This is a genomic window from Escherichia sp. KTE52, assembly GCF_000408325.1.
GTDB classification, from domain to species: Bacteria; Pseudomonadota; Gammaproteobacteria; order Enterobacterales; family Enterobacteriaceae; genus Escherichia; species Escherichia marmotae.
Map to the genome: position 1 here is coordinate 420,587 of NZ_KE138676.1, position 26,108 is coordinate 446,694.

Sequence of the window (26,108 nt, forward strand, 5' to 3'; positions counted from 1 at the left end):
AGGCAGTCAGCACCAATTGCCGGATGCGGCGTAAACGCGTCCGGCCCATAAAATTATCCCATCAGCGGGTTTTTCCCTTCCCGACGTAACATCTGACAGAGCGCAATAAGCGGCAAACCAACCAGCGTGTTAGGGTCACGCCCTTCTAAACGCTCGAATAGCGTAATGCCAAAGCCTTCACTCTTAAAGCTACCTGCACAGTGCAGGGGATGCTCCTTACGCACGTAATTATCAATCTCCGCCTCGCTCAGATGACGGAAATGGACGTCAAATGGTTCCACTTCTGTTTGCAGATGTCCGTTGGCGGAATTATACAATGCCAGCCCGGTATAAAAGGTGACAATATTGCCGCTGGCTTTGCGTAATTGCAGGCGCGCATTTTCTTCCGTTAACGGTTTACCGGTGATTTCACCGTCAAGAACACACACCTGGTCAGAACCAATAATTAAATGATCTGGATAACGTGATGCTAAGGATTGCGCTTTTTCTTGCGCCAGTCGAAGCACCAGTTGGCGAGGTGATTCATCGCTATGCGGGGTTTCGTCGACCTCCGGCGCGGCACATTCGAAAGAGATTTGCAGTTTTTCAAGTAGAGCGCGGCGCCAGGGCGAGGTGGAGGCTAAAATAAGTTTAGACATATTTTTTTCCATCAGATATAGCGTATTGATGATAGCCATTTTAAACTATGCGCTTCGTTTTGCAGGTTGATGTTCGTTGTCAGCACTGAACGAAAATAAAGCAGTAACCCGCAATGTGTGCGAATTATTGGCAAAAGGCAACCACAGGCTGCCTTTTTCTTTGACTCTATGACGTTACAAAGTTAATATGCGCGCCCTATGCAAAAGGTAAAATTACCCCTGACTCTCGATCCGGTTCGTACGGCTCAAAAACGCCTTGATTACCAGGGTATTTATACTCCTGATCAGGTTGAGCGCGTCGCTGAATCTGTAGTCAGTGTGGACAGTGATGTGGAATGCTCCATGTCGTTCGCTATCGATAACCAACGTCTCGCAGTGTTAAACGGCGATGCGAAGGTGACGGTAACGCTCGAGTGTCAGCGTTGCGGGAAGCCGTTTTCTCATCAGGTCTACACAACGTATTGTTTTAGTCCTGTGCGTTCAGACGAACAGGCTGAAGCACTGCCGGAAACGTATGAACCGATTGAGGTTAACGAATTCGGTGAAATCGATCTGCTTGCAATGGTTGAAGATGAAATCATCCTCGCCTTGCCGGTAGTTCCGGTGCATGATTCTGAACACTGTGAAGTGTCCGAAGCGGACATGGTCTTTGGTGAATTGCCTGATGAAGCGCAAAAACCAAACCCATTTGCCGTATTAGCCAGCTTAAAGCGTAAGTAATTGGTGCTCCCCGTTGGATCGGGGATAAACCGTAATTGAGGAGTAAGGTCCATGGCCGTACAACAGAATAAACCAACCCGTTCCAAACGTGGCATGCGTCGTTCCCATGACGCGCTGACCGCAGTCACCAGCCTGTCTGTAGACAAAACTTCTGGTGAAAAACACCTGCGTCACCACATCACTGCCGACGGTTACTACCGCGGCCGCAAGGTCATCGCTAAGTAATCACGCGTCTGCGTGATGAAGCTTAGTGAGGATTTTCCCCAGGTAACTGGGGAAAGACCAAACCGGGCGGCGACGATACCTTGACACGTCTAACCCTGGCGTTAGATGTCATGGGGGGCGATTTTGGCCCTTCTGTGACAGTGCCTGCAGCTTTGCAGGCACTGAACTCTAATTCGCAACTCACTCTTCTTTTAGTCGGTAATCCCGACGCCATCACGCCATTACTTGCTAAAGCTGACTTCGAACAACGTTCGCGTTTGCAGATTATCCCTGCGCAGTCAGTTATCGCCAGTGATGCCCGGCCTTCGCAAGCTATCCGCGGCAGTCGTGGTAGCTCAATGCGCGTGGCTTTGGAACTGGTGAAAGAGGGGCGAGCGCAGGCCTGTGTCAGTGCCGGTAATACCGGGGCGCTGATGGGACTGGCAAAATTATTGCTCAAACCCCTGGAGGGGATTGAGCGTCCGGCGTTGGTGACGGTGTTACCGCATCAGCAAAAGGGCAAAACGGTGGTTCTCGATTTAGGGGCCAACGTCGATTGTGATAGCACAATGTTGGTGCAATTCGCCATTATGGGCTCTGTTTTGGCAGAAGAGGTGGTGGAAATCCCTAACCCTCGCGTGGCGTTGCTCAATATTGGTGAAGAAGAAGTAAAGGGTCTCGACAGTATTCGGGACGCCTCAGTTGTGCTTAAAACAATCCCTTCTGTCAATTATATCGGCTATCTTGAAGCCAATGAGTTATTAACTGGCAAGACAGATGTGTTGGTCTGTGACGGTTTTACAGGAAATGTCACATTAAAGACGATGGAAGGTGTTGTCAGGATGTTCCTTTCTCTGCTGAAATCCCAGGGAGAAGGGAAAAAACGGTCGTGGTGGCTACTGTTATTAAAGCGTTGGCTACAAAAGAGCCTGACGAGGCGATTCAGTCACCTCAACCCCGACCAGTATAACGGCGCCTGTCTGTTAGGATTGCGCGGCACGGTGATAAAAAGTCATGGTGCGGCCAATCAGCGAGCTTTTGCGGTCGCGATTGAACAGGCAGTGCAGGCGGTGCAGCGACAAGTTCCTCAGCGAATTGCCGCTCGCCTGAAATCTGTATACCCAGCTGGTTTTGAGCTGCTGGACGGTGGCAAAAGCGGAACTCTGCGGTAGCAGGACGCTGCCAGCGAACTCGCAGTTTGCAAGTGACGGTATATAACCGAAAAGTGACTGAGCGTACATGTATACGAAGATTATTGGTACTGGCAGCTATCTGCCCGAACAAGTGCGGACAAACGCCGATCTGGAAAAAATGGTGGATACCTCTGACGAGTGGATTGTTACTCGTACTGGCATCCGTGAACGTCATATTGCTGCACCAAACGAAACCGTTTCTACCATGGGCTTCGAAGCGGCGACACGTGCAATTGAAATGGCGGGGATCGACAAAGACCAGATTGGCCTGATTGTTGTGGCAACGACTTCTGCCACGCACGCCTTCCCGAGCGCAGCATGTCAGATTCAAAGCATGTTGGGCATTAAAGGTTGCCCGGCGTTTGACGTTGCCGCAGCCTGTGCAGGTTTCACCTACGCCCTGAGCGTAGCTGATCAATATGTGAAATCTGGTGCGGTGAAGTATGCTCTGGTCGTCGGTTCCGATGTACTGGCGCGCACCTGCGATCCAACAGATCGCGGAACCATTATCATTTTTGGTGATGGTGCGGGCGCTGCGGTGCTGGCCGCCTCTGAAGAGCCAGGAATTATCTCCACCCATCTGCATGCCGACGGCAGCTATGGTGAATTGCTGACGCTGCCTAACGCTGACCGTGTGAATCCAGAGAATTCAATTCATCTGACTATGGCAGGCAACGAAGTCTTCAAGGTCGCGGTAACTGAGCTTGCGCACATCGTTGATGAGACGCTGGCGGCGAATAATCTTGACCGTTCTCAACTGGACTGGCTGGTTCCGCATCAGGCGAACCTGCGTATTATCAGCGCAACGGCGAAAAAACTCGGCATGTCGATGGACAATGTCGTCGTGACTCTGGATCGCCACGGTAATACCTCTGCTGCTTCTGTGCCTTGTGCACTTGATGAAGCGGTACGCGATGGGCGTATTAAGCCTGGTCAGTTGGTCCTGCTTGAAGCCTTTGGCGGTGGGTTTACCTGGGGCTCCGCGCTGGTTCGTTTCTAGGATAAGGATTTAAAGATGACGCAATTTGCATTTGTGTTCCCTGGACAGGGTTCTCAAACCGTTGGAATGCTGGCTGATATGGCGGCGAGCTATCCCATTGTTGAAGAAACGTTTGCTGAAGCTTCTGCAGCGCTGGGCTACGACCTGTGGGCGCTGACCCAGCAGGGGCCAGCCGAAGAACTGAATAAAACCTGGCAAACCCAGCCAGCACTGTTAGCTGCATCTGTTGCGCTGTATCGCGTATGGCAGCAGCAGGGCGGCAAAGCTCCAGCAATGATGGCTGGTCACAGCCTGGGCGAATACTCCGCGCTGGTTTGTGCTGGTGTGATTGATTTTGCTGATGCGGTGCGTCTGGTTGAGATGCGCGGCAAGTTCATGCAGGAAGCTGTACCGGAAGGGACTGGCGCAATGGCGGCAATCATCGGTCTGGATGATGCGTCTATTGCTAAGGCTTGTGAAGAAGCAGCGGAAGGCCAGGTGGTTTCTCCGGTAAACTTCAACTCTCCGGGCCAGGTGGTTATTGCCGGTCATAAAGAAGCGGTTGATCGTGCAGGTGCTGCCTGTAAAGCTGCTGGCGCAAAACGTGCGTTGCCGTTGCCAGTGAGCGTTCCGTCTCATTGTGCGTTGATGAAACCGGCTGCCGACAAGCTGGCTGTTGAATTAGCAAAAATCACTTTTAACGCCCCAACCGTTCCGGTTGTGAACAACGTTGATGTGAAATGCGAAACCAATGGTGATGCCATCCGTGATGCCCTGGTGCGCCAGCTTTATAACCCAGTTCAGTGGACGAAGTCCGTTGAATACATGGCAACGCAAGGCGTAGAACATCTTTATGAAGTCGGCCCGGGCAAAGTGCTTACTGGCCTGACAAAACGCATTGTCGACACCCTGACCGCCTCGGCGCTGAATGAACCTTCAGCGATGGCAGCGGCGCTCGAGCTTTAAAAGAGGAAAATCATGAATTTTGAAGGAAAAATCGCACTGGTAACCGGTGCAAGCCGTGGGATTGGCCGCGCAATTGCTGAAACGCTCGCAGCCCGTGGTGCGAAAGTTATCGGCACTGCGACCAGTGAAAGCGGCGCTCAGGCGATCAGTGATTATTTAGGTGCTAACGGTAAAGGTCTGATGTTGAATGTGACCGACCCGGCATCTATCGAATCTGTTCTGGAAAAAATTCGCGCAGAATTTGGTGAAGTCGATATCCTGGTCAATAATGCCGGTATCACTCGTGATAACCTGTTAATGCGAATGAAAGATGATGAGTGGAACGATATTATCGAAACCAACCTTTCATCTGTTTTCCGTCTGTCAAAAGCGGTAATGCGCGCTATGATGAAAAAGCGTCATGGTCGTATTATCACTATCGGTTCTGTGGTTGGTACCATGGGAAATGGCGGTCAGGCCAACTACGCTGCGGCGAAAGCGGGCTTGATCGGCTTCAGTAAATCACTGGCGCGCGAAGTTGCGTCACGCGGTATTACTGTAAACGTTGTTGCTCCGGGCTTTATTGAAACGGACATGACACGTGCGCTGAGCGATGACCAGCGTGCGGGTATCCTGGCGCAGGTTCCTGCGGGTCGCCTTGGCGGCGCACAGGAAATCGCCAACGCGGTTGCATTCCTGGCATCCGACGAAGCAGCTTACATCACGGGTGAAACTTTGCATGTGAACGGCGGGATGTACATGGTCTGACCGCGAATTGCACAAAATGCTCATGTTGCGCGCAGTCTGCGTGGTTATGAGTAATAATTAGTGCAAAATGATTTGCGTTGTTGGGGGGTATGGCCTCAAAATAGCGTAAAATCGTGGTAAGACCTGCCGGGATTTAGTTGCAAATTTTTCAACATTTTATACACTACGAAAACCATCGCGAAAGCGAGTTTTGATAGGAAATTTAAGAGTATGAGCACTATCGAAGAACGCGTTAAGAAAATTATCGGCGAACAGCTGGGCGTTAAGCAGGAAGAAGTTACCAACAATGCTTCTTTCGTTGAAGACCTGGGCGCGGATTCTCTTGACACCGTTGAGCTGGTAATGGCTCTGGAAGAAGAGTTTGATACTGAGATTCCGGACGAAGAAGCTGAGAAAATCACCACCGTTCAGGCTGCCATTGATTACATCAACGGCCACCAGGCGTAAGTGAACATCTCCAGGCGGTCGTTCGACCGCCTGAGTTTTATCTTTTTGTCCCACTAGAATCATTTTTTTCCCTCCCTGGAGGACAAACGTGTCTAAGCGTCGTGTAGTTGTGACCGGACTGGGCATGTTGTCTCCTGTCGGCAATACCGTAGAGTCTACCTGGAAAGCTCTGCTTGCCGGTCAGAGTGGCATCAGCCTAATCGACCATTTCGATACTAGCGCCTATGCAACGAAATTTGCTGGCTTAGTAAAGGATTTTAACTGTGAGGACATTATCTCGCGCAAAGAACAGCGCAAGATGGATGCCTTCATTCAATATGGAATTGTCGCTGGCGTTCAGGCCATGCAGGATTCTGGCCTTGAAATAACGGAAGAGAACGCAACCCGCATTGGTGCCGCAATTGGCTCCGGGATTGGCGGCCTCGGACTGATCGAAGAAAACCACACATCTCTGATGAACGGTGGTCCACGTAAGATCAGCCCATTCTTCGTTCCGTCAACGATTGTGAACATGGTGGCAGGTCACCTGACTATCATGTATGGCCTGCGTGGCCCAAGCATCTCTATCGCGACCGCCTGTACGTCTGGCGTGCATAACATTGGCCATGCTGCGCGTATTATCGCGTATGGCGATGCTGACGTGATGGTTGCAGGTGGCGCAGAGAAAGCCAGTACGCCGCTGGGCGTTGGTGGTTTCGGCGCGGCACGTGCATTATCTACCCGCAATGATAACCCGCAAGCGGCCAGCCGCCCGTGGGATAAAGAGCGTGATGGTTTCGTACTGGGCGATGGCGCCGGTATGCTGGTGCTCGAAGAGTACGAACACGCAAAAAAACGCGGTGCGAAAATTTACGCTGAACTTGTCGGCTTTGGTATGAGCAGCGATGCCTACCATATGACGTCGCCGCCGGAAAATGGCGCAGGCGCAGCACTGGCAATGGCGAATGCTTTGCGTGATGCAGGCATTGAAGCGAGCCAGATTGGCTACGTTAACGCGCACGGTACTTCAACGCCAGCAGGCGATAAGGCCGAAGCGCAGGCAGTGAAAACCATCTTCGGTGAAGCTGCAAGCCGTGTGCTGGTAAGTTCCACGAAATCCATGACTGGTCACCTGTTAGGTGCAGCGGGTGCAGTAGAGTCTATCTACTCCATCCTGGCCCTGCGCGATCAGGCTGTTCCGCCGACCATCAACCTGGATAACCCGGATGAAGGCTGCGACCTGGATTTTGTGCCGCATGAAGCGCGCCAGGTAAGCGGAATGGAGTACACACTGTGTAACTCCTTCGGCTTCGGTGGCACCAATGGCTCTTTGATCTTTAAAAAGATCTAATCTGCCATTTTTCACCATTATAAAAGGTCCGCTTGCGGGCCTTTTTTCTTAGGTTTTATTCAGACTTGTTCCGTAGAGAACATGCTGCCACACTAACAATCCTCTGATAAGGAGCCGGTATGTTCTTAATTAACGGTCATAAACAGGATTCGCTGGCAGCGAGCGATCGGGCTACGCAATTTGGCGATGGCTGTTTCACCACAGCCAGAATTATCGACGGAAAAGTCAGCTTATTATCCGCTCACATCACGAGGCTACAGGAAGCCTGTCAGCGCTTAATGATCACCTGTGACTTCTGGTGCCAGCTTGAGCAAGAGATGAAAATTCTGGCGGCAGAGCAGCAGAATGGTGTGCTGAAAGTGGTGATCAGTCGCGGCAGTGGCGGGCGAGGGTACAGCGCATTGAACAGTGGCCCGGCAACGCGGATGCTTTCAGTCACGGCTTATCCAGCACATTACGACCGTTTGCGTAACGAGGGGATGACGCTGGCGCTAAGCCCGGTGCGGCTGGGGCGCAATCCTCATCTTGCAGGTATTAAACATCTGAATCGCCTTGAGCAAGTACTGATCCGCTCTCATCTTGAGCAGACAAACGCTGATGAGGCGCTGGTTCTTGACAGCGAAGGGTGGGTTACGGAATGCTGTGCGGCTAATTTGTTCTGGCGCAAGAACAACGTAGTTTATACGCCGCGTCTGGATCAGGCTGGTGTCAACGGCATTATGCGACAATTCTGTATTCGTTTACTGGCACAATCCTCTTATCAGGTTGTCGAAGTGCAAGCCACACTGGAAGAAGTGATGCAGGCGGATGAGATGATAGTTTGTAATGCGCTAATGCCGATTATCCCTGTACGCGCTTGTGACGATGTCTCCTTTTCGTCAACAACGCTATATGAATATTTAGCCCCACTTTGTGAGCACCCGAATTAGTCATGAAAAAAGTGTTATTGATTGTCTTGTTATTGCTGGTGGTACTGGGTATCGCCGCTGGTGTGGGCGTCTGGAAAGTTCGCCACCTTGCTGACAGCAAATTACTTATTAAAGAAGAGACTATATTTACCTTGAAACCGGGGACCGGGCGACGGGGGCTCGGTGAACAACTTTATGCCGATAAGATCATCAATCGCCCACGTGTATTTCAATGGTTGCTGCGTATCGAGCCGGATCTTTCTCATTTCAAAGCCGGTACTTACCGTTTTACACCACAGATGACCGTGCGCGAGATGCTGAAATTGCTGGAAAGCGGTAAAGAAGCGCAGTTCCCGCTACGCCTGGTGGAAGGGATGCGTCTGAGCGATTACCTCAAACAATTGCGTGAGGCACCGTATGTTAAGCACACGTTGAGCGACGATAAATACGCCACCGTGGCACAGGCGCTGGAGCTGGAAAACCCGGAGTGGATTGAAGGCTGGTTCTGGCCAGATACCTGGATGTATACCGCCAATACCACTGATGTCGCGTTACTCAAACGAGCGCACAAGAAAATGGTGAAAGCGGTCGATAGCGCCTGGGAAGGCCGTGCAGATGGGCTGCCCTATAAAGATAAAAACCAACTGGTGACCATGGCGTCGATTATCGAAAAAGAAACGGCCGTTGCCAGTGAACGCGATCAGGTGGCCTCGGTATTTATCAACCGTTTACGTATTGGCATGCGTCTGCAGACCGACCCGACGGTGATTTACGGGATGGGAGAGCGTTATAATGGCAAGCTCTCCCGTGCAGATCTGGAAGCACCAACAGCGTATAACACTTATACCATTACCGGTCTGCCACCAGGCGCAATTGCAACGCCGGGGGCGGATTCGCTGAAGGCTGCTGCGCATCCGGCAAAAACGCCGTATCTCTATTTTGTGGCCGATGGTAAAGGCGGTCACACGTTTAATACCAATCTTGCCAGTCATAACAAGTCTGTGCAGGATTATCTGAAAGTGCTTAAGGAAAAAAATGCGCAGTAAGTATATCGTCATTGAAGGGCTGGAAGGTGCAGGCAAAACTACCGCGCGTAACGTGGTGGTCGAGACGCTTGAGCAACTGGGTATCCGTGACATGGTTTTCACTCGGGAACCTGGCGGCACGCAACTTGCCGAAAAGTTAAGAAGCCTGGTGCTGGATATCAAATCGGTAGGCGATGAAGTCATTACCGATAAAGCCGAAGTGCTGATGTTTTATGCCGCGCGCGTTCAGTTGGTCGAGACTGTCATCAAACCCGCGCTGGCTAATGGAACCTGGGTGATTGGCGATCGCCACGATCTCTCCACTCAGGCGTATCAGGGCGGTGGCCGTGGTATTGACCAGCATATGCTGGCAACGTTACGTGATGCCGTTCTTGGGGATTTTCGCCCTGACTTAACGCTCTATCTCGATGTTACCCCAGAAGTCGGCCTTAAGCGCGCACGTGCGCGTGGCGAGCTGGATCGCATTGAGCAAGAGTCTTTTGATTTCTTTAATCGTACCCGCGCCCGCTACCTGGAACTGGCCGCACAAGATAAAAGCATTCATACCATTGATGCTACCCAGCCGCTGGAAGCCGTTATGGACGCGATTCGCACCACCGTGACTCACTGGGTTAAGGAGCAGGACGCATGAGATGGTATCCATGGTTACGACCTGATTTCGAAAAACTGGTAGCCAGCTATCAGGCCGGAAGGGGTCACCATGCGCTACTGATTCAGGCGTTACCCGGTATGGGCGATGATGCCTTAATCTATGCTCTGAGCCGTTATTTACTTTGCCAACAACCGCAGGGCCACAAAAGCTGTGGTCACTGTCGTGGATGCCAGTTGATGCAGGCGGGGACACATCCCGATTATTACACTCTTGCACCTGAAAAAGGAAAGAACGCGCTGGGCATTGATGCTGTGCGTGAAGTCACTGAAAAATTGAATGAGCACGCACGCTTAGGCGGTGCAAAAGTTGTCTGGGTCACCGATGCCGCCTTGCTGACTGATGCTGCTGCTAATGCCTTGCTGAAAACTCTGGAAGAGCCGCCAGCGGAAACCTGGTTTTTCCTCGCTACACGAGAAATTGAACGCTTACTGGCCACACTGCGCAGCCGTTGTCGCTTGTATTACCTTGCACCACCGCCAGAACAGTACGCGGTGAGCTGGCTTGCGCGTGAAGTGACAATGTCACCAGAGGCCATACTCACCGCATTGCGCCTGAGCGCCGGTTCGCCTGGTGCGGCGTTGGTGTTGTTTCAGGGAGATACCTGGCAGGCACGTGAGACTCTTTGTCAGGCGTTGGCACATAGCGTGCAATCTGGCGACTGGTATTCGATGTTGTCGGCACTTAATCACGAACAAGCTCCGGCGCGTTTACATTGGCTGGCAACTTTGTTGATGGATGCGCTCAAACGCCATTATGACGCCTCACATGTCACCAATGTTGATGTTCCTGGCGTTGTCGCCGCGCTGGCAAACCAGCTTTCTCCCTCTCGCCTGCAGGCTATACTGGGGGATGTTTGCCAAAGTCGTGAACAGTTAATTTCTGTCACAGGCGTAAACCGCGAGCTTCTCATCACCGATCTTTTACTGCGTATTGAGCATTACCTGCAACCGGGCGTTGTGTTACCGGTTCCTCATCTTTAAGAGAGACATTATGTTTTTAGTCGACTCACACTGCCATCTTGATGGTCTGAATTATGAATCTTTGCATAAGGACGTGGATGACGTTCTGGCGAAAGCCGCCGCGCGCGATGTGAAATTTTGTCTGGCGGTTGCCACGACATTACCGGGTTACTTGCATATGCGAGATCTGGTAGGCGAACGTGACAACGTTGCATTTTCTTGCGGTGTACATCCGCTCAACCAGAACGATCCCTACGATGTGGAAGATTTACGCCGCCTGGCGGCAGAAGAGGGGGTTGTTGCGCTGGGTGAAACCGGGCTGGATTATTATTACACGCCGGAAACTAAAGTGCGTCAGCAAGAGTCCTTTATTCACCATATCCAGATTGGCCGCGAACTGAACAAACCGGTTATCGTTCATACGCGCGATGCCCGTGCCGATACGCTGGCAATTCTGCGCGAAGAAAGAGTGACGGATTGCGGTGGCGTACTACACTGTTTTACAGAGGACAGAGAAACAGCGGGCAAGTTACTGGATCTCGGATTTTACATCTCCTTCTCCGGCATTGTGACCTTCCGAAATGCGGAACAGCTACGCGATGCCGCGCGCTATGTGCCTCTGGATCGGTTGTTGGTCGAAACTGACTCACCTTATCTGGCACCCGTACCGCATCGAGGAAAAGAGAATCAACCTGCGATGGTTCGTGACGTTGCAGAATACATGGCTGTGTTGAAAGGTGTTGCCGTTGAAGAACTGGCGCAGGTAACCACCGATAACTTCGCCCGTCTGTTTCACATCGACGCTTCCCGCCTTCAATCCATCTGTTGAATGAATTTTTTTTAAGCTCGTAATTAATGGGTAAAACGAGTAAAGTTCACCGCCGCAAATTGGGCGGTGGATAACCACGTTTGAAATATCTTGACATATGTTTTGTCAAAATGTGCAACTTCTCTCATGACCAGAAGTTGAAACGTGATAACCGTCAAACAAATCAACATTGAATTATTTTACTCTGTGTAATAAATAAGGGGCGCTTAGATGCCCTGTATACGGTAAGGCTCTCCCCCCTTGCCACGCGTGAGAACGTTAAAAAAGCACCCATACTCAGGAGCACTCTCAATTATGTTTAAGAATGCATTTGCTAACCTGCAAAAGGTCGGTAAATCGCTGATGCTGCCGGTATCCGTACTGCCTATCGCAGGTATTCTGCTGGGCGTCGGTTCCGCGAATTTCAGCTGGCTACCCGCCGTTGTATCGCATGTTATGGCAGAAGCAGGCGGTTCCGTCTTTGCAAACATGCCACTGATTTTTGCGATTGGTGTTGCCCTCGGCTTTACCAATAACGATGGCGTATCTGCGCTGGCCGCAGTTGTTGCCTATGGCATCATGGTAAAAACCATGGCCGTGGTTGCGCCGCTGGTACTGCATTTACCTGCTGAAGAAATTGCCGCTAAACATCTGGCGGATACAGGCGTACTCGGGGGAATCATCTCCGGTGCGATTGCAGCGTACATGTTTAACCGTTTCTACCGTATTAAGCTGCCTGAGTATCTTGGCTTCTTTGCCGGTAAACGCTTTGTGCCGATCATTTCTGGCCTGGCTGCCATCTTTACTGGCGTTGTGCTGTCCTTCATTTGGCCGCCAATTGGTTCCGCAATCCAGACCTTCTCCCAGTGGGCTGCTTACCAGAACCCGGTAGTTGCGTTTGGTATCTACGGCTTCATCGAACGCTGCCTGGTACCGTTTGGTCTGCACCACATCTGGAACGTACCTTTCCAGATGCAGATTGGTGAATACACCAATGCCGCAGGTCAGGTGTTCCACGGCGATATTCCGCGTTATATGGCGGGTGACCCGACTGCGGGTAAACTGTCTGGCGGCTTCCTGTTCAAAATGTACGGTCTGCCGGCTGCCGCGATTGCTATCTGGCACTCTGCTAAACCAGAAAACCGCGCTAAAGTGGGCGGTATCATGATCTCCGCGGCACTGACCTCGTTCCTGACCGGTATCACCGAACCGATCGAGTTCTCCTTCATGTTCGTTGCGCCGATCCTGTACATCATCCACGCGATTTTGGCAGGTCTGGCATTCCCAATCTGTATTCTGCTGGGGATGCGTGACGGTACTTCGTTCTCGCACGGTCTGATTGACTTTATCGTACTGTCTGGTAACAGCAGCAACCTGTGGCTGTTCCCGATTGTCGGTATCGGTTATGCGATTGTTTACTACACTATCTTCCGCGTGCTGATTAAAGCTCTGGATCTGAAAACGCCGGGCCGTGAAGACGCAACTGAAGATGCGAAAGCAACCGGTACTAGCGAAATGGCACCGGCTCTGGTTGCCGCATTTGGCGGTAAAGAAAACATCACTAACCTCGACGCATGTATTACCCGTTTGCGCGTCAGCGTTGCTGATGTGTCCAAAGTGGATCAGGCTGGCCTGAAAAAACTGGGCGCAGCGGGCGTAGTGGTTGCTGGTTCTGGTGTTCAGGCGATTTTCGGTACTAAATCCGATAACCTGAAAACTGAAATGGATGAGTACATCCGTAACCACTAATCCGTAAGATGTTGGGGAGACTAAGGCAGCCAAATGGCTGCCTTTTTTACTGGCGCCAATCAGAACGGGTACGTTCCGGTAATGCTGAAATTACGCGGTGCGCTGTAGACGATAGAACCTTCTACGTTGGGATCATAGGTTTTATCGAACAGGTTATTGACGTTCCCCTGTAACGAGAAGTTTTTTGTCACCTGATAACGGGTGAACAGATCAACTGTCGTTTTCGGCGCGAAAGAATAATGCCAACGCAATACAGGCGGGTAACAATGGCGGCTGTGTATCCCTGTTTAATATATAAACTAAAGAGAAATCATGTTTTCGGTTCATTAGCAGGCGGAAATGGGAATAATAGCGATGTATGCGGCAGTAAAGCGATTTTTTGCTTAATAAATCGTGAGTTAAGGTTGAAAGAGCGGGTTTAACTCGACCATACTCTATACTCGCAGTGTGGCGCGGCGTAGCATGGCGCAACGCATGGCTATTATGAAAAAGGAAAATGTCGTGGCAGAAGAAACTATTTTCAGCAAAATTATTCGTCGTGAGATCCCCTCCGATATCGTTTACCAGGATGATCTGGTAACGGCGTTTCGCGATATTTCGCCGCAAGCGCCAACACATATTCTGATCATTCCTAATATCCTCATTCCTACCGTGAATGACGTGTCAACCGAGCATGAGCAGGCGCTGGGGCGCATGATCACCGTGGCGGCAAAAATCGCTGAGCAGGAAGGGATTGCCGAAGATGGTTACCGTTTGATCATGAATACCAACCGTCATGGTGGACAAGAGGTGTACCACATCCATATGCACCTGCTGGGTGGTCGTCCGTTGGGGCCAATGCTGGCGCATAAAGGTCTGTAACGATGAGAAAAGGATGCTTTGGGCTGGTGTCTCTGGCGCTGTTATTGCTGGTGGGTTGTCGCTCACATCCGGAAATTCCGGTGAATGATGAACAATCTCTGGTGATGGAGTCATCACTTCTGGCTGCTGGTATCAGCGCAGAAAAGCCTGTTTTTTCAATGTCTGATATTCAGTCTTCAGCATCCTCGACGCTCTATAACGAAAGGCAAGAACCCGTTACCGTTCATTATCGTTTTTATTGGTATGACGCCAGAGGGCTGGAGATGCATCCTCTGGAAACGCCACGCAGTGTCACGATTCCCGCGCGTTCAGCGGTGACTCTGTACGGCAGCGCCAATTATCTTGGGGCGCACAAAGTCAGACTTTATATTTATTTGTAAGGGGTGAATCTTGATGACAAAAATGAGTCGCTACGCCTTAATCACCGCGCTGGCGATGTTTCTCGCCGGGTGTGTGGGGCCACGTGAACCCGCACCGGTAGAAGAGGTGAAACCTGCGCCGGAGCAACCTGCCGAGCCGCAACAGCCAGTACCCACGGTGCCATCGGTGCCGACGATCCCGCAGCAGCCAGGGCCAATTGAGCACGAAGATCAAACCGCGCCTCCTGCACCGCATATTCGTCATTATGACTGGAATGGCGCAATGCAACCAATGGTCAGTAAGATGCTTGGGGCTGATGGCGTGACTGCGGGGAGCGTTCTGCTGGTTGATAGCGTTAACAACCGTACTAACGGTTCGCTGAATACCGGAGAAGCGACTGAAACGCTGCGTAATGCGCTGGCCAATAACGGTAAATTTACCCTTGTTTCCGCCCAGCAGCTTTCTATGGCTAAGCAGCAGCTAGGTTTGTCGCCGCAGGACAGCTTAGGCACGCGTAGTAAAGCCATAGGCATTGCTCGCAATGTCGGAGCTCATTACGTGCTTTACTCCAGTGCCTCTGGCAACGTCAATGCACCGACCCTACAAATGCAACTGATGTTGGTGCAGACGGGCGAAATTATTTGGTCAGGTAAAGGTGCCGTTCAGCAGCAATAATCCCATCACGCGCGACGAATTACTGTCGCGCTATTTTCCGCAGTATCATCCCGTCGCGACGTTTAATCATGGGCTTAGCGGCGGGAGTTTTCTCATTGAATATAAGGATCAGCGTTTTGTTGTGCGTCAGCCGCACGATCCTGATGCGTCGCAGTCCGCGTTTTTACGTCAGTATCGGGTGTTATCACAATTACCTGCATACCTTGCGCCAAAGCCGCATTTATATCTTCGTGGCTGGATGGTGGTTGACTATTTACCCGGCGAGGTAAAAACGCAATTGCCAGATACCGACGAACTGGCTGGCTTGCTGTATTATTTGCATCAACAACCGCGTTTTGGCTGGCGAGTAACGTTGTTGCCGCTACTGGAACTGTACTGGCAGCAAAGCGATCCTGCGCGGCGAACAACGGGGTGGCTGCGAATGTTGAAACGTCTGCGCAAAGCGCGGGAACCACAGCCACTACGCCTGAGTCCGTTGCATATGGATGTTCATGCCGGAAACCTGGTGCATAGCGCGTCAGGGTTAAAACTCATCGACTGGGAGTATGCCGGTGATGGCGATATCGCGCTGGAACTGGCGGCGGTGTGGGTGGAAAATACTGACCAGCACCGACGGTTGGTTAATGATTATGCCGTGCGGGCGAAGATTAATCCGGAGCAATTGTGGCGTCAGGTCAGGCGCTGGTTTCCCTGGTTGCTGATGCTGAAAGCAGGGTGGTTTGAGTACCGCTGGCAACAAACCGGCGATCAACAATTTATCAGGCTGGCCAATGACACCTGGCGGCAGCTATCAATAAAACAATAAGGAGAGCAGTGTGGGTCCAGTAATGTTGGATGTTGAAGGTTACGAACTGGACGCGGAAGAGCGTGAGATTCTCGCGCATCCGCTGGTCGGAGGGCTGATTCTCTTTACGCGTAACTATCACGATCCAGAGCAGTTACGCGAACTGGTGCGTCAGATCCGAGCAGCTTCGCGCAATCACCTGGTGGTGGCGGTGGATCAGGAAGGTGGGCGTGTGCAGCGTTTTCGTGAGGGTTTTACCTGCTTACCGGCGGCGCAATCATTCGCTGCACTGCTGGGAATGGAAGAGGGTGGCAAACTGGCGCAAGAGGCGGGTTGGTTAATGGCCAGCGAAATGATCGCTATGGATATTGATATCAGCTTTGCGCCAGTGCTGGACGTAGGGCATATCAGCGCGGCGATTGGTGAGCGTTCTTATCATGCTGATCCAGAAAAAGCCCTCGCAATCGCCAGCCGATTTATTGATGGTATGCATGAAGCCGGAATGAAAACCACCGGTAAACACTTTCCTGGTCACGGCGCAGTAACTGCTGACTCACATAAAGAGACGCCGTGTGATCCGCGTCCGCAAGCGGAAATTCGTGCCAAAGATATGTCAGTCTTCAGCACGTTAATTCGCGAAAATAAACTCGACGCCATTATGCCTGCGCATGTGATCTACAGTGATGTTGATCCGCGTCCGGCGAGCGGATCTCCCCACTGGCTTAAGACCGTTTTACGTCAGGAACTGGGTTTTGACGGTGTGATTTTCTCTGACGATTTATCGATGGAAGGCGCAGCGATTATGGGCAGTTATGCTGAACGTGGGCAGGCATCACTGGATGCGGGTTGCGATATGATCCTGGTCTGCAATAATCGTAAAGGGGCCGTCAGCGTGTTAGATAATCTGTCACCGATCAAGGCAGAACGTGTTACACGTTTGTATCATAAAGGTTCATTTTCGCGACAGGAACTGATGGACTTGGCTCGCTGGAAAGAGATCAGCGCCCGTCTGAATCAGTTACATGAACGCTGGCAGGAAGAGAAAGCAAGTCACTAACCCTGGCTTATGTGAGGAAGCGATGATTATCTATTTACACGGTTTTGACTCTAACAGTCCGGGTAACCACGAAAAAGTCTTACAATTGCAGTTTATTGATCCCGATGTACGGCTGATAAGCTACAGCACTCTGCACCCGAAACACGATATGCAGCATCTGCTCAAAGAAGTGGACAAAATGCTGCAACTGAATGTTGACGAGCGCCCGTTAATTTGCGGTGTTGGGCTGGGTGGTTACTGGGCGGAGCGGATTGGTTTTCTCTGTGATATCCGCCAGGTGATCTTCAACCCTAATCTGTTCCCTTATGAAAACATGGAAGGGAAGATTGATCGCCCGGAAGAGTACGCTGATATTGCTACTAAGTGTGTGACCAACTTCCGCGAGAAGAATCGCGATCGTTGCCTGGTGATCTTGTCGCGTCACGATGAAGCGCTTAATAGCCAGCGGACATCTGAAGAGTTGCATCATTATTACGAGATTGTCTGGGACGAAGAGCAGACGCACAAGTTCAAAAACATCTCCCCGCATTTGCAGCGTATTAAAGCGTTCAAAACCCTCGGTTAAAAGCTATCATCGGTCGCATCAGGTAACCTTGCCGCTATCTGATGCGCCCCGGATTCTGTAGGTAGGATAAGGCGTCCACGCCGCATCCGACAGCCGTGCACCAATGTCTGATGTGCATCTTATCAGGCCTAACACCTCACCCTGTTTCACTCTCTCGAAGCTGCTTGAACAATAAACAAAGCACTGTGTTTTTTGATCTCATCCGGTAAATCCGATTATCTTTTCAGCAACAAAACTTGATTCACATCAATTTTGGTATGACCAATGCACCATTCATGTTATTCTCAATAGCGAAGAACATTTTCATCACTGTAACCTGCTGTTAATTAAGGGCTATGATCATAACCATTAATTAACAATTGGTTAATAAATTTAAGGGGGTCACGTTGACTACGCCATTGAAAAAGATTGTGATTGTCGGCGGCGGTGCTGGTGGGCTGGAAATGGCGACACAGCTTGGACATAAGTTGGGGCGCAAGAAAAAAGCCAAAATTACGCTGGTAGATCGTAACCACAGCCATCTGTGGAAACCGCTGCTGCACGAAGTGGCGACTGGATCGCTCGATGAAGGCGTTGATGCGCTGAGCTATCTGGCCCATGCACGTAATCATGGTTTCCAGTTCCAGTTAGGTTCTGTGGTTGATATCGATCGTGAAGCGAAAACAATCACCATTGCTGAACTGCGCGACGAAAAAGGCGAACTGCTGGTGCCTGAACGCAAAATTGCCTATGACACGCTGGTAATGGCATTGGGCAGCACCTCCAACGATTTCAATACGTCGGGTGTAAAAGAGAACTGCATTTTCCTCGATAACCCGCACCAGGCGCGTCGTTTCCACCAGGAGATGCTGAATCTGTTCCTGAAGTACTCTGCTAATTTGGGCGCCAATGGCAAAGTGAACATTGCGATTGTCGGCGGCGGCGCTACTGGCGTGGAACTCTCTGCCGAACTGCACAATGCGGTGAAACAACTACATAGTTACGGTTACAAAGGGCTGACCAACGAAGCCCTGAATGTAACGCTGGTGGAAGCGGGCGAGCGAATTTTGCCAGCATTGCCGCCACGTATCTCTGCTGCGGCTCACAGTGAGTTAACGAAACTGGGCGTTCGTGTACTGACGCAAACGATGGTGACCAGTGCCGATGAAGGCGGTTTGCACACTAAAGATGGCGAATATATTCAGGCCGATCTGATGGTGTGGGCTGCCGGAATTAAAGCGCCGGATTTCCTGAAAGATATTGGTGGGCTGGAAACCAACCGTATCAACCAACTGGTGGTGGAACCGACGCTGCAAACCACGCGCGATCCAGACATTTATGCCATTGGCGACTGTGCGTCGTGTCCGCGTCCGGAAGGGGGCTTTGTACCGCCGCGCGCCCAGGCCGCACATCAGATGGCTACCTGCGCAATGAACAATATTCTGGCGCAGATGAACGGTAAACCACTAAAAAATTATCAGTATAAGGATCACGGTTCGCTGGTATCACTGTCGAACTTCTCTACCGTTGGTAGCCTGATGGGTAACCTGACCCGAGGTTCGATGATGATTGAAGGACGTATTGCGCGTTTTGTGTACGTTTCTCTGTACCGCATGCATCAGATTGCGCTGCATGGCTACTTTAAAACGGGGCTGATGATGCTGGTAGGTAGCATTAACCGCGTGATCCGTCCGCGTCTGAAACTGCATTAATTGGCTTGTACTGGCGGATGTGGTGTGAACGCCTCATCCGCCCTTACAGGAAGAGGACGATTTGTGAGCCTGATAAGACGCGTTAAGTGTCGCATCAGGCATCCCTTCAGACTCATCTGAATCATTCAGTATTTCCTGCTATTCCCGCGTTTTTCATCTTCTGTCTGATAGCGGCTTTTCCTCTTCGCTTGCATGATTGGCATAACTGCAAAGAAGGAGGTGTTCCCGTGAATAAATCAATGTTGGCGGGTATCGGGATTGGTGTCGCGGCTGCGCTCGGCGTAGCAGCAGTAGCCAGTCTGAACGTGTTTGAACGTGGCCCGCAATACGCTCAGGTTGTTTCTGCAATCCCAATCAAGGAAACAGTTAAAACACCGCGCCAGGAGTGCCGCAACGTCACGGTGACTCACCGCCGACCGGTGCAGGATGAAAATCGCATCGCCGGTTCGGTTCTGGGCGCTGTGGCGGGCGGGGTTATAGGGCATCAGTTTGGCGGTGGGCGCGGTAAAGATGTTGCCACCGTTGTGGGGGCGCTTGGTGGTGGGTATGCCGGTAATCAGATTCAGGGCTCTCTCCAGGAAAGCGATACTTACACGACCACCCAACAGCGTTGTAAAACGGTATATGACAAGTCAGAAAAAATGCTGGGATATGACGTGACCTATAAGATTGGCGATCAGCAGGGCAAAATCCGCATGGGTAGCGATCCGGGCACACAAATCCCATTGGATAACAACGGACAACTGGTTCTGAATAACAAAGTATAAAAAAGCTGTACTCTGCAATTTAGCCCCTCATTCGCTCAGGCTGAGGGGCTTTTTTTGCGTCTTATTTCACCAGCGCTGGCCATAAGCGCAATGTTGTCCGCGAAATCTGCATTAGTTTTTCCAGCGATGCGCCTTCCCGGGCACTGATCGACATCCCCTGAATTATACAATTAAGAAATTCCGCAAGATGCGTTACGTCACAGTGGGCAGGAATTTCCCCGCGAGCCTGGCGTTGACATAAAAACTGTTGCAAGGTGCGTTCCTGCATCGCGTGGCGTGACTTTACGGTATGGGCGATATCTCCAGAATCCGGGGAGAGCGTGGCGCAGTTGTTAATCATAAAGCAACCTGCAGGGGTGTCTTTACTGGTAAAACAGCTCGCGATGGCGGCGAAATAGTCTGCCAGTGCAGACTCCACGCTTTTCTCTTCACAAAACAATTGCGCTTCGTGCTTTGCGGCAAAACGGTCGATATAGCGGTCAAGTACGGCGCGGAATAATCCCTCTTTGTTGGTGAATTCCGCATACAGCGTCGGCGCTTTGGCTCCGGTCGCTTCGACGAGATCGGCAAGGGAAGTTGCTTCATAACCGTGCAGCCAGAACAGTTTCATAGCCTTATCAAGCGCGGCTTCCCTGTCGAACATTTTGGGGCGGCCACGGCTTTTTTTTACACAATGTGCTGAGTCAGTTGCCATGATGCCGTTGTACCTTGTAGCTGTGAATGAATGATTATTATAAAAATAATCACCACCGTTCACCAGTCCAGGGAGCAGAAAAATAATTGCTCTCTATTTAACTGAAATTTAAAGAGTTTTAATTTAATTAATGAGTGTTATAAAAAATATCTTGTATGTGATCCAGATCACATCTATCATTTAGTTATCGATCGTTAAGTAATTGCTTGCGACGCCATTCATCTGCATAAGGTCACTATTATGAAAAACGTAAAAACCCTCATCACTGCGGCGATTTTAAGCTCCATGTCATTTGCCAGCTTTGCGGCTGTCGAAGTTCAGGCAACACCAGAAGGTCAACAAAAAGTGGGTACTATCAGTGCTAACGCGGGGACAAATCTGGGATCGCTGGAAGAACAACTGGCACAAAAAGCGGATGAGATGGGCGCAAAATCTTTCCGTATTACTTCAGTAACCGGCCCGAATACCCTTCATGGAACGGCAGTAATTTATAAATAAGCATTAACCCTCATTAATGCCCGTTACTGCTGCTTTTTTTCCCCGCGACATGCCGTGCCGCGGGGATTTTTTTATCCGGTATTTACAACGCTTGTTGGTTCACTTGATGACGGCGTACATCCACCGGCATTCCTGAACGTACATCCATCACATGCTGCATTACTTCGGCGTCAGTTTGCGCTGCATTTTTAAATGCCTGCATCGCACTATTGAGCGTAATCGGCAACAATTGCGGATCGTCATCAATCTTCTCTGACAGAGGCTGATGCACTTCTACCAGGCGTGCGCCATTTGGCTCGGCAGAGACTTTAATCGGTGTGTTGATAATGTTCACTTTGGTGCCAGGGGTGACCTGGCTGAAAAGTGTTTTGATATCGTCATCGCGCAGACGAATACAGCCGGAACTTACCCGCATACCAATGCCGAAATCGGCGTTTGTACCGTGAAGCAAATAAACGCCGCCATAGGCCGCCAGACGGATCGCATGATGACCCATCGGATTATCCGGTCCTGCCGGAACAACAGCCGGAAGTTCGATGCCCTGGGCTTTATAACGGGCGCGGATGTTTGCGGTAGGTGTCCATGTTGGGTTAGCTCGCTTGTCCGAAACGGTAGTTACCATTGTTGGCGTCAATGTGTCTCCGCCTAACTGGCCAATGCCGATCGGATATACGGTCACCGAATTTTTACCCGGTGGATAATAATAGAGACGTAACTCTGCAATATTGATCACAATGCCTTCACGTGGCGCATCCGGCAGCAGCGTTTGCAACGGAATCGTTAACACGCTTCCGGCTCGTGGTACATACGGATCAACGCCAGGGTTGGCCTGTAACAGCGCCAGGAAACCGACGTTATATTTTTTGGCGATGGCTTCCAGCGAACCACCGTCATTCTCCACCACATGAAATTTATTTTCACCAACCAGACGACTACCCGCAGGCGGCAGCGGCCAGGTATTGGCTTTTGCCGGTAGCGCCAGTGCTACGGCTGCGGCGAACGTAAAATACGTCAGCCAGCGAGAAAAACGCGTTTTGATCATCACCAAAAATCCATAAAAAATATAAGGTTATTGTAATAAAAAAATAAGTATGAATTATGAATGGTGGCAGTGTCGGGTAGTGCAGGGAAGTGCAAAGAATTTGTAAATATTAGGAGAGATGCTGGTTCATGCCCGATGCGGTGTGAACGCCTTATCCGCCTGCAAATTCAATACACGGTAGGCCTGATAAGCGTAGCAAATTTTGTTTATGCTTTGTGTCTAAAGGGGGCATAACCGCCCCCCGATTTACTACTACGCGATGGCGTTCTCTTCCAGCTCACGCATAAACTGGCGCACCCAGTCGATACGTTGTTTCCGCTCGCTCAAATCCTGAATAAACTTCAGGCGCGTCGGGCCATCGAGACGATAGTGCTGCGGCTGTTTTTGCAGCAAACCAATCAACCAGGCTGGATTCACGTGATTCTTCTCGGCAAATTCGATCACGCCGCCTTTCTCATTCCCCTCCAGCTTCCGGATCCCCAGCTTCTGCGCTTGCTGACGCAGGCGGGCAATCTCCAGCAGAGTACGTGCCGGATCCGGCAGCAGGCCGAAGCGATCGATAAGCTCTACTTTGATCTCTTCCAGTTCATTTTCCGTTTTGGCGCTGGCAATGCGTTTATAGAACGACAGACGTGTATTCACGTCAGGGATGAAATCGTCCGGCAGTAGCGACGGCATCCGCAGTTCGACTTCCGTTTGCTGGCTGGTGAGATCTTCCAGCGACGGCTCGCGTCCGGCTTTCAGCGCATCAACGGCGTTTTCCAGCAACTCCATATACAGCGAGAAACCGATGGTTTCCATCGAACCACTTTGTTCTTCACCGAGCAGTTCACCCGCACCGCGAATCTCCAGATCGTGAGTTGCCAGCGCAAAGCCCGCGCCAAGGTCTTCCAGAGACGCAATCGCCTCGAGACGTTTTTGCGCATCGGGAGTCATCGCTTTCGGATGTGGCGTCAGCAGCCACGCATACGCCTGATGGTGTGAGCGTCCGACGCGACCGCGCAACTGGTGCAACTGCGCCAGACCGAAATGATCCGCGCGTTCAATGATAATGGTGTTGGCGGTAGGAATGTCGATCCCGGTTTCGATAATTGTGGTACAAACCAGCACGTTGAAACGCTGGTGATGGAAATCATTCATCACCCGTTCCAGTTCGCGCTCACGCATCTGCCCGTGACCGATGGCAATTCGTGCTTCTGGCACCAGTTCCGCCAGCCGTTCGGCGGCTTTCTGGATGTTTTCCACGTCATTGTAGAGATAATAAACCTGCCCCCCACGCAAAATTTCACGCAGGACGGCCTCCCGGACGACCAGGCTGTCGTACTCGCGGACAAACGTTTTGACCGCCAGACGACGGGCGGGCGGTGTGGCGATAATTGACAGATCGCGCATTCCACTCATTGCCATGTTCAGCGTGCGCGGAATTGGTGTCGCGGTGAGCGTCAGTATGTCGACGTTCGCGCGCATCGCTTTAATGCGTTCTTTATGACGGACACCAAAGCGGTGTTCTTCATCGACAATCAGCAAGCCCAAATCTTTAAACTTGACGTCGTTTTGCAGCAGTTTGTGCGTGCCGATCAAAATATCGATTTTCCCTTCCGCCACTTCCGTAAGGATTTGCGCCTGTTCTTTGGCGCTGCGGAAACGGGAGATCATTTCGATGCGCACCGGCCAGTTAGCAAAACGGTCGCGGAAGTTGTCGTAGTGTTGTTGGGCGAGGAGGGTGGTTGGCACCAGCACTGCCACCTGCTTGTGGTTTTCCACCGCCAGGAAAGCGGCACGCATCGCCACTTCCGTTTTACCAAAGCCAACGTCACCGCACACCAGACGATCCATTGCCAGTGGCCGACACATGTCGCTAAGAACTGCGTTGATGGCCTGCGCCTGATCCGGCGTGGTTTCGAACGGGAAGCTGTCGCAGAACAATTGATATTGTTCGCGATCGTGTTTAAACGCGAAGCCTTCTTTGGCAGCGCGTTGGGCGTAGATATCCAGTAGTTCCGCTGCCACATCACGCACTTTTTCCGCCGCTTTCTGCCGCGCCCGTGACCACACATCTCCGCCAAGTTTATGCAGCGGAGCGTTTTCTTCTGCGCCACCGGCGTAACGGCTAATCAGGTGCAGCGATGACACCGGAACATACAGTTTGGCGTCGTTGGCGTAGGTGAGCATCAGATACTCGCCCGTAATGCCGCCAGCCTCCAGCGTGGTCATTCCGGCATAGCGCCCGACGCCATGTTCCAGGTGAACAACTGGCTGGCCGATATGCAGCTCCGCGAGGTTGCGGATCAGCGTGTCTGGGTTGATGGCGCGACGAGAGTCCTGACGACGACGGGCAACACGTTCACCGAGCAGATCGCTTTCACAAATCAGCGCCAGATGACGTACTGTATCGATAAAACCATGTTCGGCAGCACCGATCATCAGATAACGTCCACGCTCGCTGGCCTCATCGAGACGCATAATGCGTTGCGGGGCAATTTTGATTCGGGCGAGCAGTTCCCCGAGTGCTTCGCGGCGGCCTTCACTTTCTACCGAGAACACCACCGGGCCATCGAAGGATTCGAGAAATTTACGCAGCGCATCCAGCGGCGCTTTTTGTTGCGCCTGAATGGCCAGGTCTGGCAGTTTCTGAAAACCTAAATTGGCATTCGCTGCTTTCGTCGGTAAATGCTCGGTTTTAAGCTGCACGCGAGGCCAGTTTTTTAACGCCGAGAAAAGTTCATCCACTCGCAGCCAGAGCGATTGTGGCGGCAATAGCGGTCGCATCGGATCGACGCCGCGACTTTCAAAACGCGCCAGCGTATCAGCCTGGAAACGTTCGGCACTGTTTTCCAGATCGCCGGTATTCACCAGCAACGTATTGGCCGGGAAATAACTGAACAGTGGCGGCAGCGGTTCGCTGAAGAACAGCGGCTGCCAGTATTCGATCCCGGCAGGCAGCGTGCCTTTACTCACTTGCTGGTAAATATGTTCCGGATCGCGTTTCACCTCAAAAGTATCGCGCCACTGACTGCGGAACAGCTCAATCGCCGCTTTATCGGTCGGAAATTCATGTGCGGGCAGCAGGTTGATGGCTTCCACTTCTTCCAGCGTGCGCTGGCTGTCGACGTCAAATACCCGCAGGCTGTCGATTTCATCATCAAAAAAATCAAGACGATAAGGCAGTTCGCTGCCCATTGGGAAAAGATCCAGCAACGCACCACGCGTGGCGTATTCGCCGTGCTCCATCACCTGATCAACATGGCGATAACCGGCGCTGTCCAGTTGGGTACGCAATGCATCGCGCGATAACCGCTGACCTTTTTTCATTACCAGCGCATGGCCGTGGAGAAAACTGTGCGGGCAAACGCGCTGCATAAGCGTATTCACCGGAACAATCAGTACGCCACGCTGCATTGATGGTAACTGGTAAAGGGTGGAAAGACGCGAGGAGATAATGTCCTGATGAGGCGAAAAACTGTCGTAGGGGAGGGTTTCCCAGTCCGCCAGGTTCATCACCATCTGGTCGGTGAACTGGCTGATTTCATCGTGCAAACGCAGGGCATTTTGCATATCTGGTGCAATAAGCACCACCGGTCCGGCGTGACGTTCGGCAATTTCGGCTACCAGCGTCGCGCAGGCAGCTCCGGTTAACTCGCCCAGCAGACGCTGCTCACCCGCTTTGACGGGCAGCGTATAACGATATTGTTCAGGCATAACAGTTGTCAGAGTCTCGTTAGGATATGCCTCAACATATGGGGGCATATCTCTGATAAGCAATGCTGT

The 26,108-nt window shown here is 51.5% G+C and carries 27 protein-coding genes and 1 pseudogene; 23 read left to right on the forward strand and 5 right to left on the reverse strand.

Annotation, left to right across the window (positions count from 1 at the left end):
* Positions 1-53: 53 nt before the first annotated feature.
* Entirely contained in the window at positions 54-638 is a 585-nt protein-coding gene (gene yceF, locus A1SC_RS19160; RefSeq protein ID WP_001516185.1) for a 7-methyl-GTP pyrophosphatase, read from the reverse strand.
* A gap of 198 nt (positions 639-836) precedes the next feature.
* Between yceF and yceD the strand changes: the two genes are divergently transcribed.
* From yceD to ptsG, 14 genes are all read left to right on the forward strand, one after another.
* Entirely contained in the window at positions 837-1,358 is a 522-nt protein-coding gene (gene yceD, locus A1SC_RS19155) for a 23S rRNA accumulation protein YceD (protein WP_001174477.1), read from the forward strand.
* Positions 1,359-1,409: 51 nt separating this feature from the next.
* A complete protein-coding gene (rpmF, locus tag A1SC_RS19150; protein ID WP_000290727.1) occupies positions 1,410-1,583 on the forward strand; it encodes a 50S ribosomal protein L32 in 174 nt (57 codons plus the stop codon).
* 80 nt (positions 1,584-1,663) lie between these two features.
* Complete coding sequence (gene plsX, locus A1SC_RS19145) at positions 1,664-2,734, forward strand: phosphate acyltransferase PlsX (protein WP_072024137.1); 1,071 nt, start codon at positions 1,664-1,666, stop codon at positions 2,732-2,734.
* Positions 2,735-2,801: 67 nt separating this feature from the next.
* Positions 2,802-3,755 (forward strand): beta-ketoacyl-ACP synthase III, encoded by a 954-nt coding sequence (gene fabH, locus A1SC_RS19140; protein ID WP_000288127.1) that lies wholly within the window; start codon positions 2,802-2,804, stop codon positions 3,753-3,755.
* Between the two features lie 15 nt (positions 3,756-3,770).
* Positions 3,771-4,700, forward strand: a complete 930-nt coding sequence (gene fabD, locus A1SC_RS19135) for an ACP S-malonyltransferase (protein ID WP_016261913.1) — start codon at positions 3,771-3,773, stop codon at positions 4,698-4,700.
* A 12-nt stretch (positions 4,701-4,712) separates the two neighbouring features.
* Entirely contained in the window at positions 4,713-5,447 is a 735-nt protein-coding gene (gene fabG, locus A1SC_RS19130) for a 3-oxoacyl-ACP reductase FabG (protein ID WP_001008542.1), read from the forward strand.
* A 210-nt stretch (positions 5,448-5,657) separates the two neighbouring features.
* Entirely contained in the window at positions 5,658-5,894 is a 237-nt protein-coding gene (gene acpP, locus A1SC_RS19125; protein ID WP_000103754.1) for an acyl carrier protein, read from the forward strand.
* 88 nt (positions 5,895-5,982) lie between these two features.
* Positions 5,983-7,224: a beta-ketoacyl-ACP synthase II gene (fabF, locus tag A1SC_RS19120; RefSeq protein WP_000044679.1), complete on the forward strand. Its 1,242-nt coding sequence runs from the start codon at positions 5,983-5,985 to the stop codon at positions 7,222-7,224.
* Between the two features lie 119 nt (positions 7,225-7,343).
* Entirely contained in the window at positions 7,344-8,153 is an 810-nt protein-coding gene (pabC, locus tag A1SC_RS19115) for an aminodeoxychorismate lyase (RefSeq protein ID WP_016261914.1), read from the forward strand.
* Between the two features lie 2 nt (positions 8,154-8,155).
* The gene (yceG, locus tag A1SC_RS19110; RefSeq protein ID WP_000756887.1) at positions 8,156-9,178 is read left to right on the forward strand and encodes a cell division protein YceG; all 1,023 of its coding nucleotides are present in this window, start codon (positions 8,156-8,158) and stop codon (positions 9,176-9,178) included.
* Entirely contained in the window at positions 9,168-9,809 is a 642-nt protein-coding gene (tmk, locus tag A1SC_RS19105; protein ID WP_001257001.1) for a dTMP kinase, read from the forward strand. Before yceG ends, tmk begins: the two co-directional genes overlap by 11 nt.
* Positions 9,806-10,810: a DNA polymerase III subunit delta' gene (gene holB / locus A1SC_RS19100; protein WP_016261915.1), complete on the forward strand. Its 1,005-nt coding sequence runs from the start codon at positions 9,806-9,808 to the stop codon at positions 10,808-10,810. Before tmk ends, holB begins: the two co-directional genes overlap by 4 nt.
* A gap of 10 nt (positions 10,811-10,820) precedes the next feature.
* Positions 10,821-11,618, forward strand: coding sequence for a metal-dependent hydrolase (locus A1SC_RS19095; protein ID WP_000480281.1), 798 nt, complete (start codon positions 10,821-10,823; stop codon positions 11,616-11,618).
* 294 nt (positions 11,619-11,912) lie between these two features.
* Complete coding sequence (gene ptsG / locus A1SC_RS19090; RefSeq protein ID WP_000475699.1) at positions 11,913-13,346, forward strand: PTS glucose transporter subunit IIBC; 1,434 nt, start codon at positions 11,913-11,915, stop codon at positions 13,344-13,346.
* 59 nt (positions 13,347-13,405) lie between these two features.
* Here the strand turns inward: ptsG and A1SC_RS0121130 are convergent.
* Positions 13,406-13,561 (reverse strand): annotated as a pseudogene (locus A1SC_RS0121130) (TonB-dependent siderophore receptor); the annotation flags it as partial.
* 286 nt (positions 13,562-13,847) lie between these two features.
* Here A1SC_RS0121130 and hinT point away from each other — a divergent pair.
* The 8 genes from hinT (at position 13,848) to A1SC_RS19050 (ending at position 20,106) form a co-directional block, all read left to right on the forward strand.
* On the forward strand, positions 13,848-14,207 hold the full coding sequence (hinT, locus tag A1SC_RS19085; RefSeq protein WP_010377279.1) for a purine nucleoside phosphoramidase: 360 nt from the start codon (positions 13,848-13,850) through the stop codon (positions 14,205-14,207).
* 2 nt (positions 14,208-14,209) lie between these two features.
* Positions 14,210-14,587: a YcfL family putative periplasmic lipoprotein gene (locus tag A1SC_RS19080; RefSeq protein ID WP_001225274.1), complete on the forward strand. Its 378-nt coding sequence runs from the start codon at positions 14,210-14,212 to the stop codon at positions 14,585-14,587.
* A gap of 13 nt (positions 14,588-14,600) precedes the next feature.
* The gene (lpoB, locus tag A1SC_RS19075) at positions 14,601-15,242 is read left to right on the forward strand and encodes a penicillin-binding protein activator LpoB (protein WP_001516192.1); all 642 of its coding nucleotides are present in this window, start codon (positions 14,601-14,603) and stop codon (positions 15,240-15,242) included.
* Complete coding sequence (gene thiK, locus A1SC_RS19070) at positions 15,223-16,047, forward strand: thiamine kinase (RefSeq protein ID WP_016261916.1); 825 nt, start codon at positions 15,223-15,225, stop codon at positions 16,045-16,047. Before lpoB ends, thiK begins: the two co-directional genes overlap by 20 nt.
* A 10-nt stretch (positions 16,048-16,057) precedes the next feature.
* Positions 16,058-17,083, forward strand: a complete 1,026-nt coding sequence (nagZ, locus tag A1SC_RS19065; RefSeq protein WP_000529327.1) for a beta-N-acetylhexosaminidase — start codon at positions 16,058-16,060, stop codon at positions 17,081-17,083.
* Between the two features lie 22 nt (positions 17,084-17,105).
* The gene (gene ycfP, locus A1SC_RS19060) at positions 17,106-17,648 is read left to right on the forward strand and encodes an alpha/beta hydrolase YcfP (protein ID WP_000587920.1); all 543 of its coding nucleotides are present in this window, start codon (positions 17,106-17,108) and stop codon (positions 17,646-17,648) included.
* 386 nt (positions 17,649-18,034) lie between these two features.
* On the forward strand, positions 18,035-19,339 hold the full coding sequence (ndh, locus tag A1SC_RS19055) for an NADH-quinone dehydrogenase (protein ID WP_016261917.1): 1,305 nt from the start codon (positions 18,035-18,037) through the stop codon (positions 19,337-19,339).
* Positions 19,340-19,566: 227 nt separating this feature from the next.
* Positions 19,567-20,106 carry a glycine zipper 2TM domain-containing protein gene (locus tag A1SC_RS19050; protein ID WP_001516195.1) on the forward strand — a complete coding sequence of 180 codons (540 nt, stop codon included), beginning with the start codon at positions 19,567-19,569 and terminating at the stop codon, positions 20,104-20,106.
* 61 nt (positions 20,107-20,167) lie between these two features.
* On the opposite strand, the gene comR is transcribed toward A1SC_RS19050, so the two are convergent.
* Positions 20,168-20,800, reverse strand: a complete 633-nt coding sequence (gene comR, locus A1SC_RS19045; RefSeq protein ID WP_000179798.1) for a TetR family copper-responsive transcriptional repressor ComR — start codon at positions 20,798-20,800, stop codon at positions 20,168-20,170.
* 240 nt (positions 20,801-21,040) lie between these two features.
* Here comR and bhsA point away from each other — a divergent pair, with 240 nt between their 5' ends.
* The gene (gene bhsA, locus A1SC_RS19040; RefSeq protein WP_001516196.1) at positions 21,041-21,298 is read left to right on the forward strand and encodes a multiple stress resistance protein BhsA; all 258 of its coding nucleotides are present in this window, start codon (positions 21,041-21,043) and stop codon (positions 21,296-21,298) included.
* Between the two features lie 82 nt (positions 21,299-21,380).
* Here the strand turns inward: bhsA and ldtC are convergent, their stop codons facing one another.
* Positions 21,381-22,343, reverse strand: coding sequence for a L,D-transpeptidase LdtC (gene ldtC / locus A1SC_RS19035; protein WP_072274906.1), 963 nt, complete (start codon positions 22,341-22,343; stop codon positions 21,381-21,383).
* 249 nt (positions 22,344-22,592) lie between these two features.
* Positions 22,593-26,039 (reverse strand): transcription-repair coupling factor, encoded by a 3,447-nt coding sequence (gene mfd, locus A1SC_RS19030; RefSeq protein ID WP_024196607.1) that lies wholly within the window; start codon positions 26,037-26,039, stop codon positions 22,593-22,595.
* Positions 26,040-26,108: the final 69 nt, after the last annotated feature.

What these genes read in the sequence shown, in the direction of transcription:
- acpP (WP_000103754.1), top strand. Translation starts at nt 5,658, where the DNA reads ATGAGCACTATCGAAGAACGCGTTAAGAAAATTATCGGCGAACAGCTG.
- rpmF (WP_000290727.1), top strand. Translation starts at nt 1,410, where the DNA reads ATGGCCGTACAACAGAATAAACCAACCCGTTCCAAACGTGGCATGCGT.
- A1SC_RS19080 (WP_001225274.1), top strand. Translation starts at nt 14,210, where the DNA reads ATGAGAAAAGGATGCTTTGGGCTGGTGTCTCTGGCGCTGTTATTGCTG.
- fabD (WP_016261913.1), top strand. Translation starts at nt 3,771, where the DNA reads ATGACGCAATTTGCATTTGTGTTCCCTGGACAGGGTTCTCAAACCGTT.
- mfd (WP_024196607.1), bottom strand. Translation starts at nt 26,039, where the DNA reads ATGCCTGAACAATATCGTTATACGCTGCCCGTCAAAGCGGGTGAGCAG.
- bhsA (WP_001516196.1), top strand. Translation starts at nt 21,041, where the DNA reads ATGAAAAACGTAAAAACCCTCATCACTGCGGCGATTTTAAGCTCCATG.
- yceD (WP_001174477.1), top strand. Translation starts at nt 837, where the DNA reads ATGCAAAAGGTAAAATTACCCCTGACTCTCGATCCGGTTCGTACGGCT.
- fabH (WP_000288127.1), top strand. Translation starts at nt 2,802, where the DNA reads ATGTATACGAAGATTATTGGTACTGGCAGCTATCTGCCCGAACAAGTG.
- ycfP (WP_000587920.1), top strand. Translation starts at nt 17,106, where the DNA reads ATGATTATCTATTTACACGGTTTTGACTCTAACAGTCCGGGTAACCAC.
- comR (WP_000179798.1), bottom strand. Translation starts at nt 20,800, where the DNA reads ATGGCAACTGACTCAGCACATTGTGTAAAAAAAAGCCGTGGCCGCCCC.
- yceG (WP_000756887.1), top strand. Translation starts at nt 8,156, where the DNA reads ATGAAAAAAGTGTTATTGATTGTCTTGTTATTGCTGGTGGTACTGGGT.
- ptsG (WP_000475699.1), top strand. Translation starts at nt 11,913, where the DNA reads ATGTTTAAGAATGCATTTGCTAACCTGCAAAAGGTCGGTAAATCGCTG.
- tmk (WP_001257001.1), top strand. Translation starts at nt 9,168, where the DNA reads ATGCGCAGTAAGTATATCGTCATTGAAGGGCTGGAAGGTGCAGGCAAA.
- fabG (WP_001008542.1), top strand. Translation starts at nt 4,713, where the DNA reads ATGAATTTTGAAGGAAAAATCGCACTGGTAACCGGTGCAAGCCGTGGG.
- pabC (WP_016261914.1), top strand. Translation starts at nt 7,344, where the DNA reads ATGTTCTTAATTAACGGTCATAAACAGGATTCGCTGGCAGCGAGCGAT.
- yceF (WP_001516185.1), bottom strand. Translation starts at nt 638, where the DNA reads ATGTCTAAACTTATTTTAGCCTCCACCTCGCCCTGGCGCCGCGCTCTA.
- A1SC_RS19095 (WP_000480281.1), top strand. Translation starts at nt 10,821, where the DNA reads ATGTTTTTAGTCGACTCACACTGCCATCTTGATGGTCTGAATTATGAA.
- lpoB (WP_001516192.1), top strand. Translation starts at nt 14,601, where the DNA reads ATGACAAAAATGAGTCGCTACGCCTTAATCACCGCGCTGGCGATGTTT.
- holB (WP_016261915.1), top strand. Translation starts at nt 9,806, where the DNA reads ATGAGATGGTATCCATGGTTACGACCTGATTTCGAAAAACTGGTAGCC.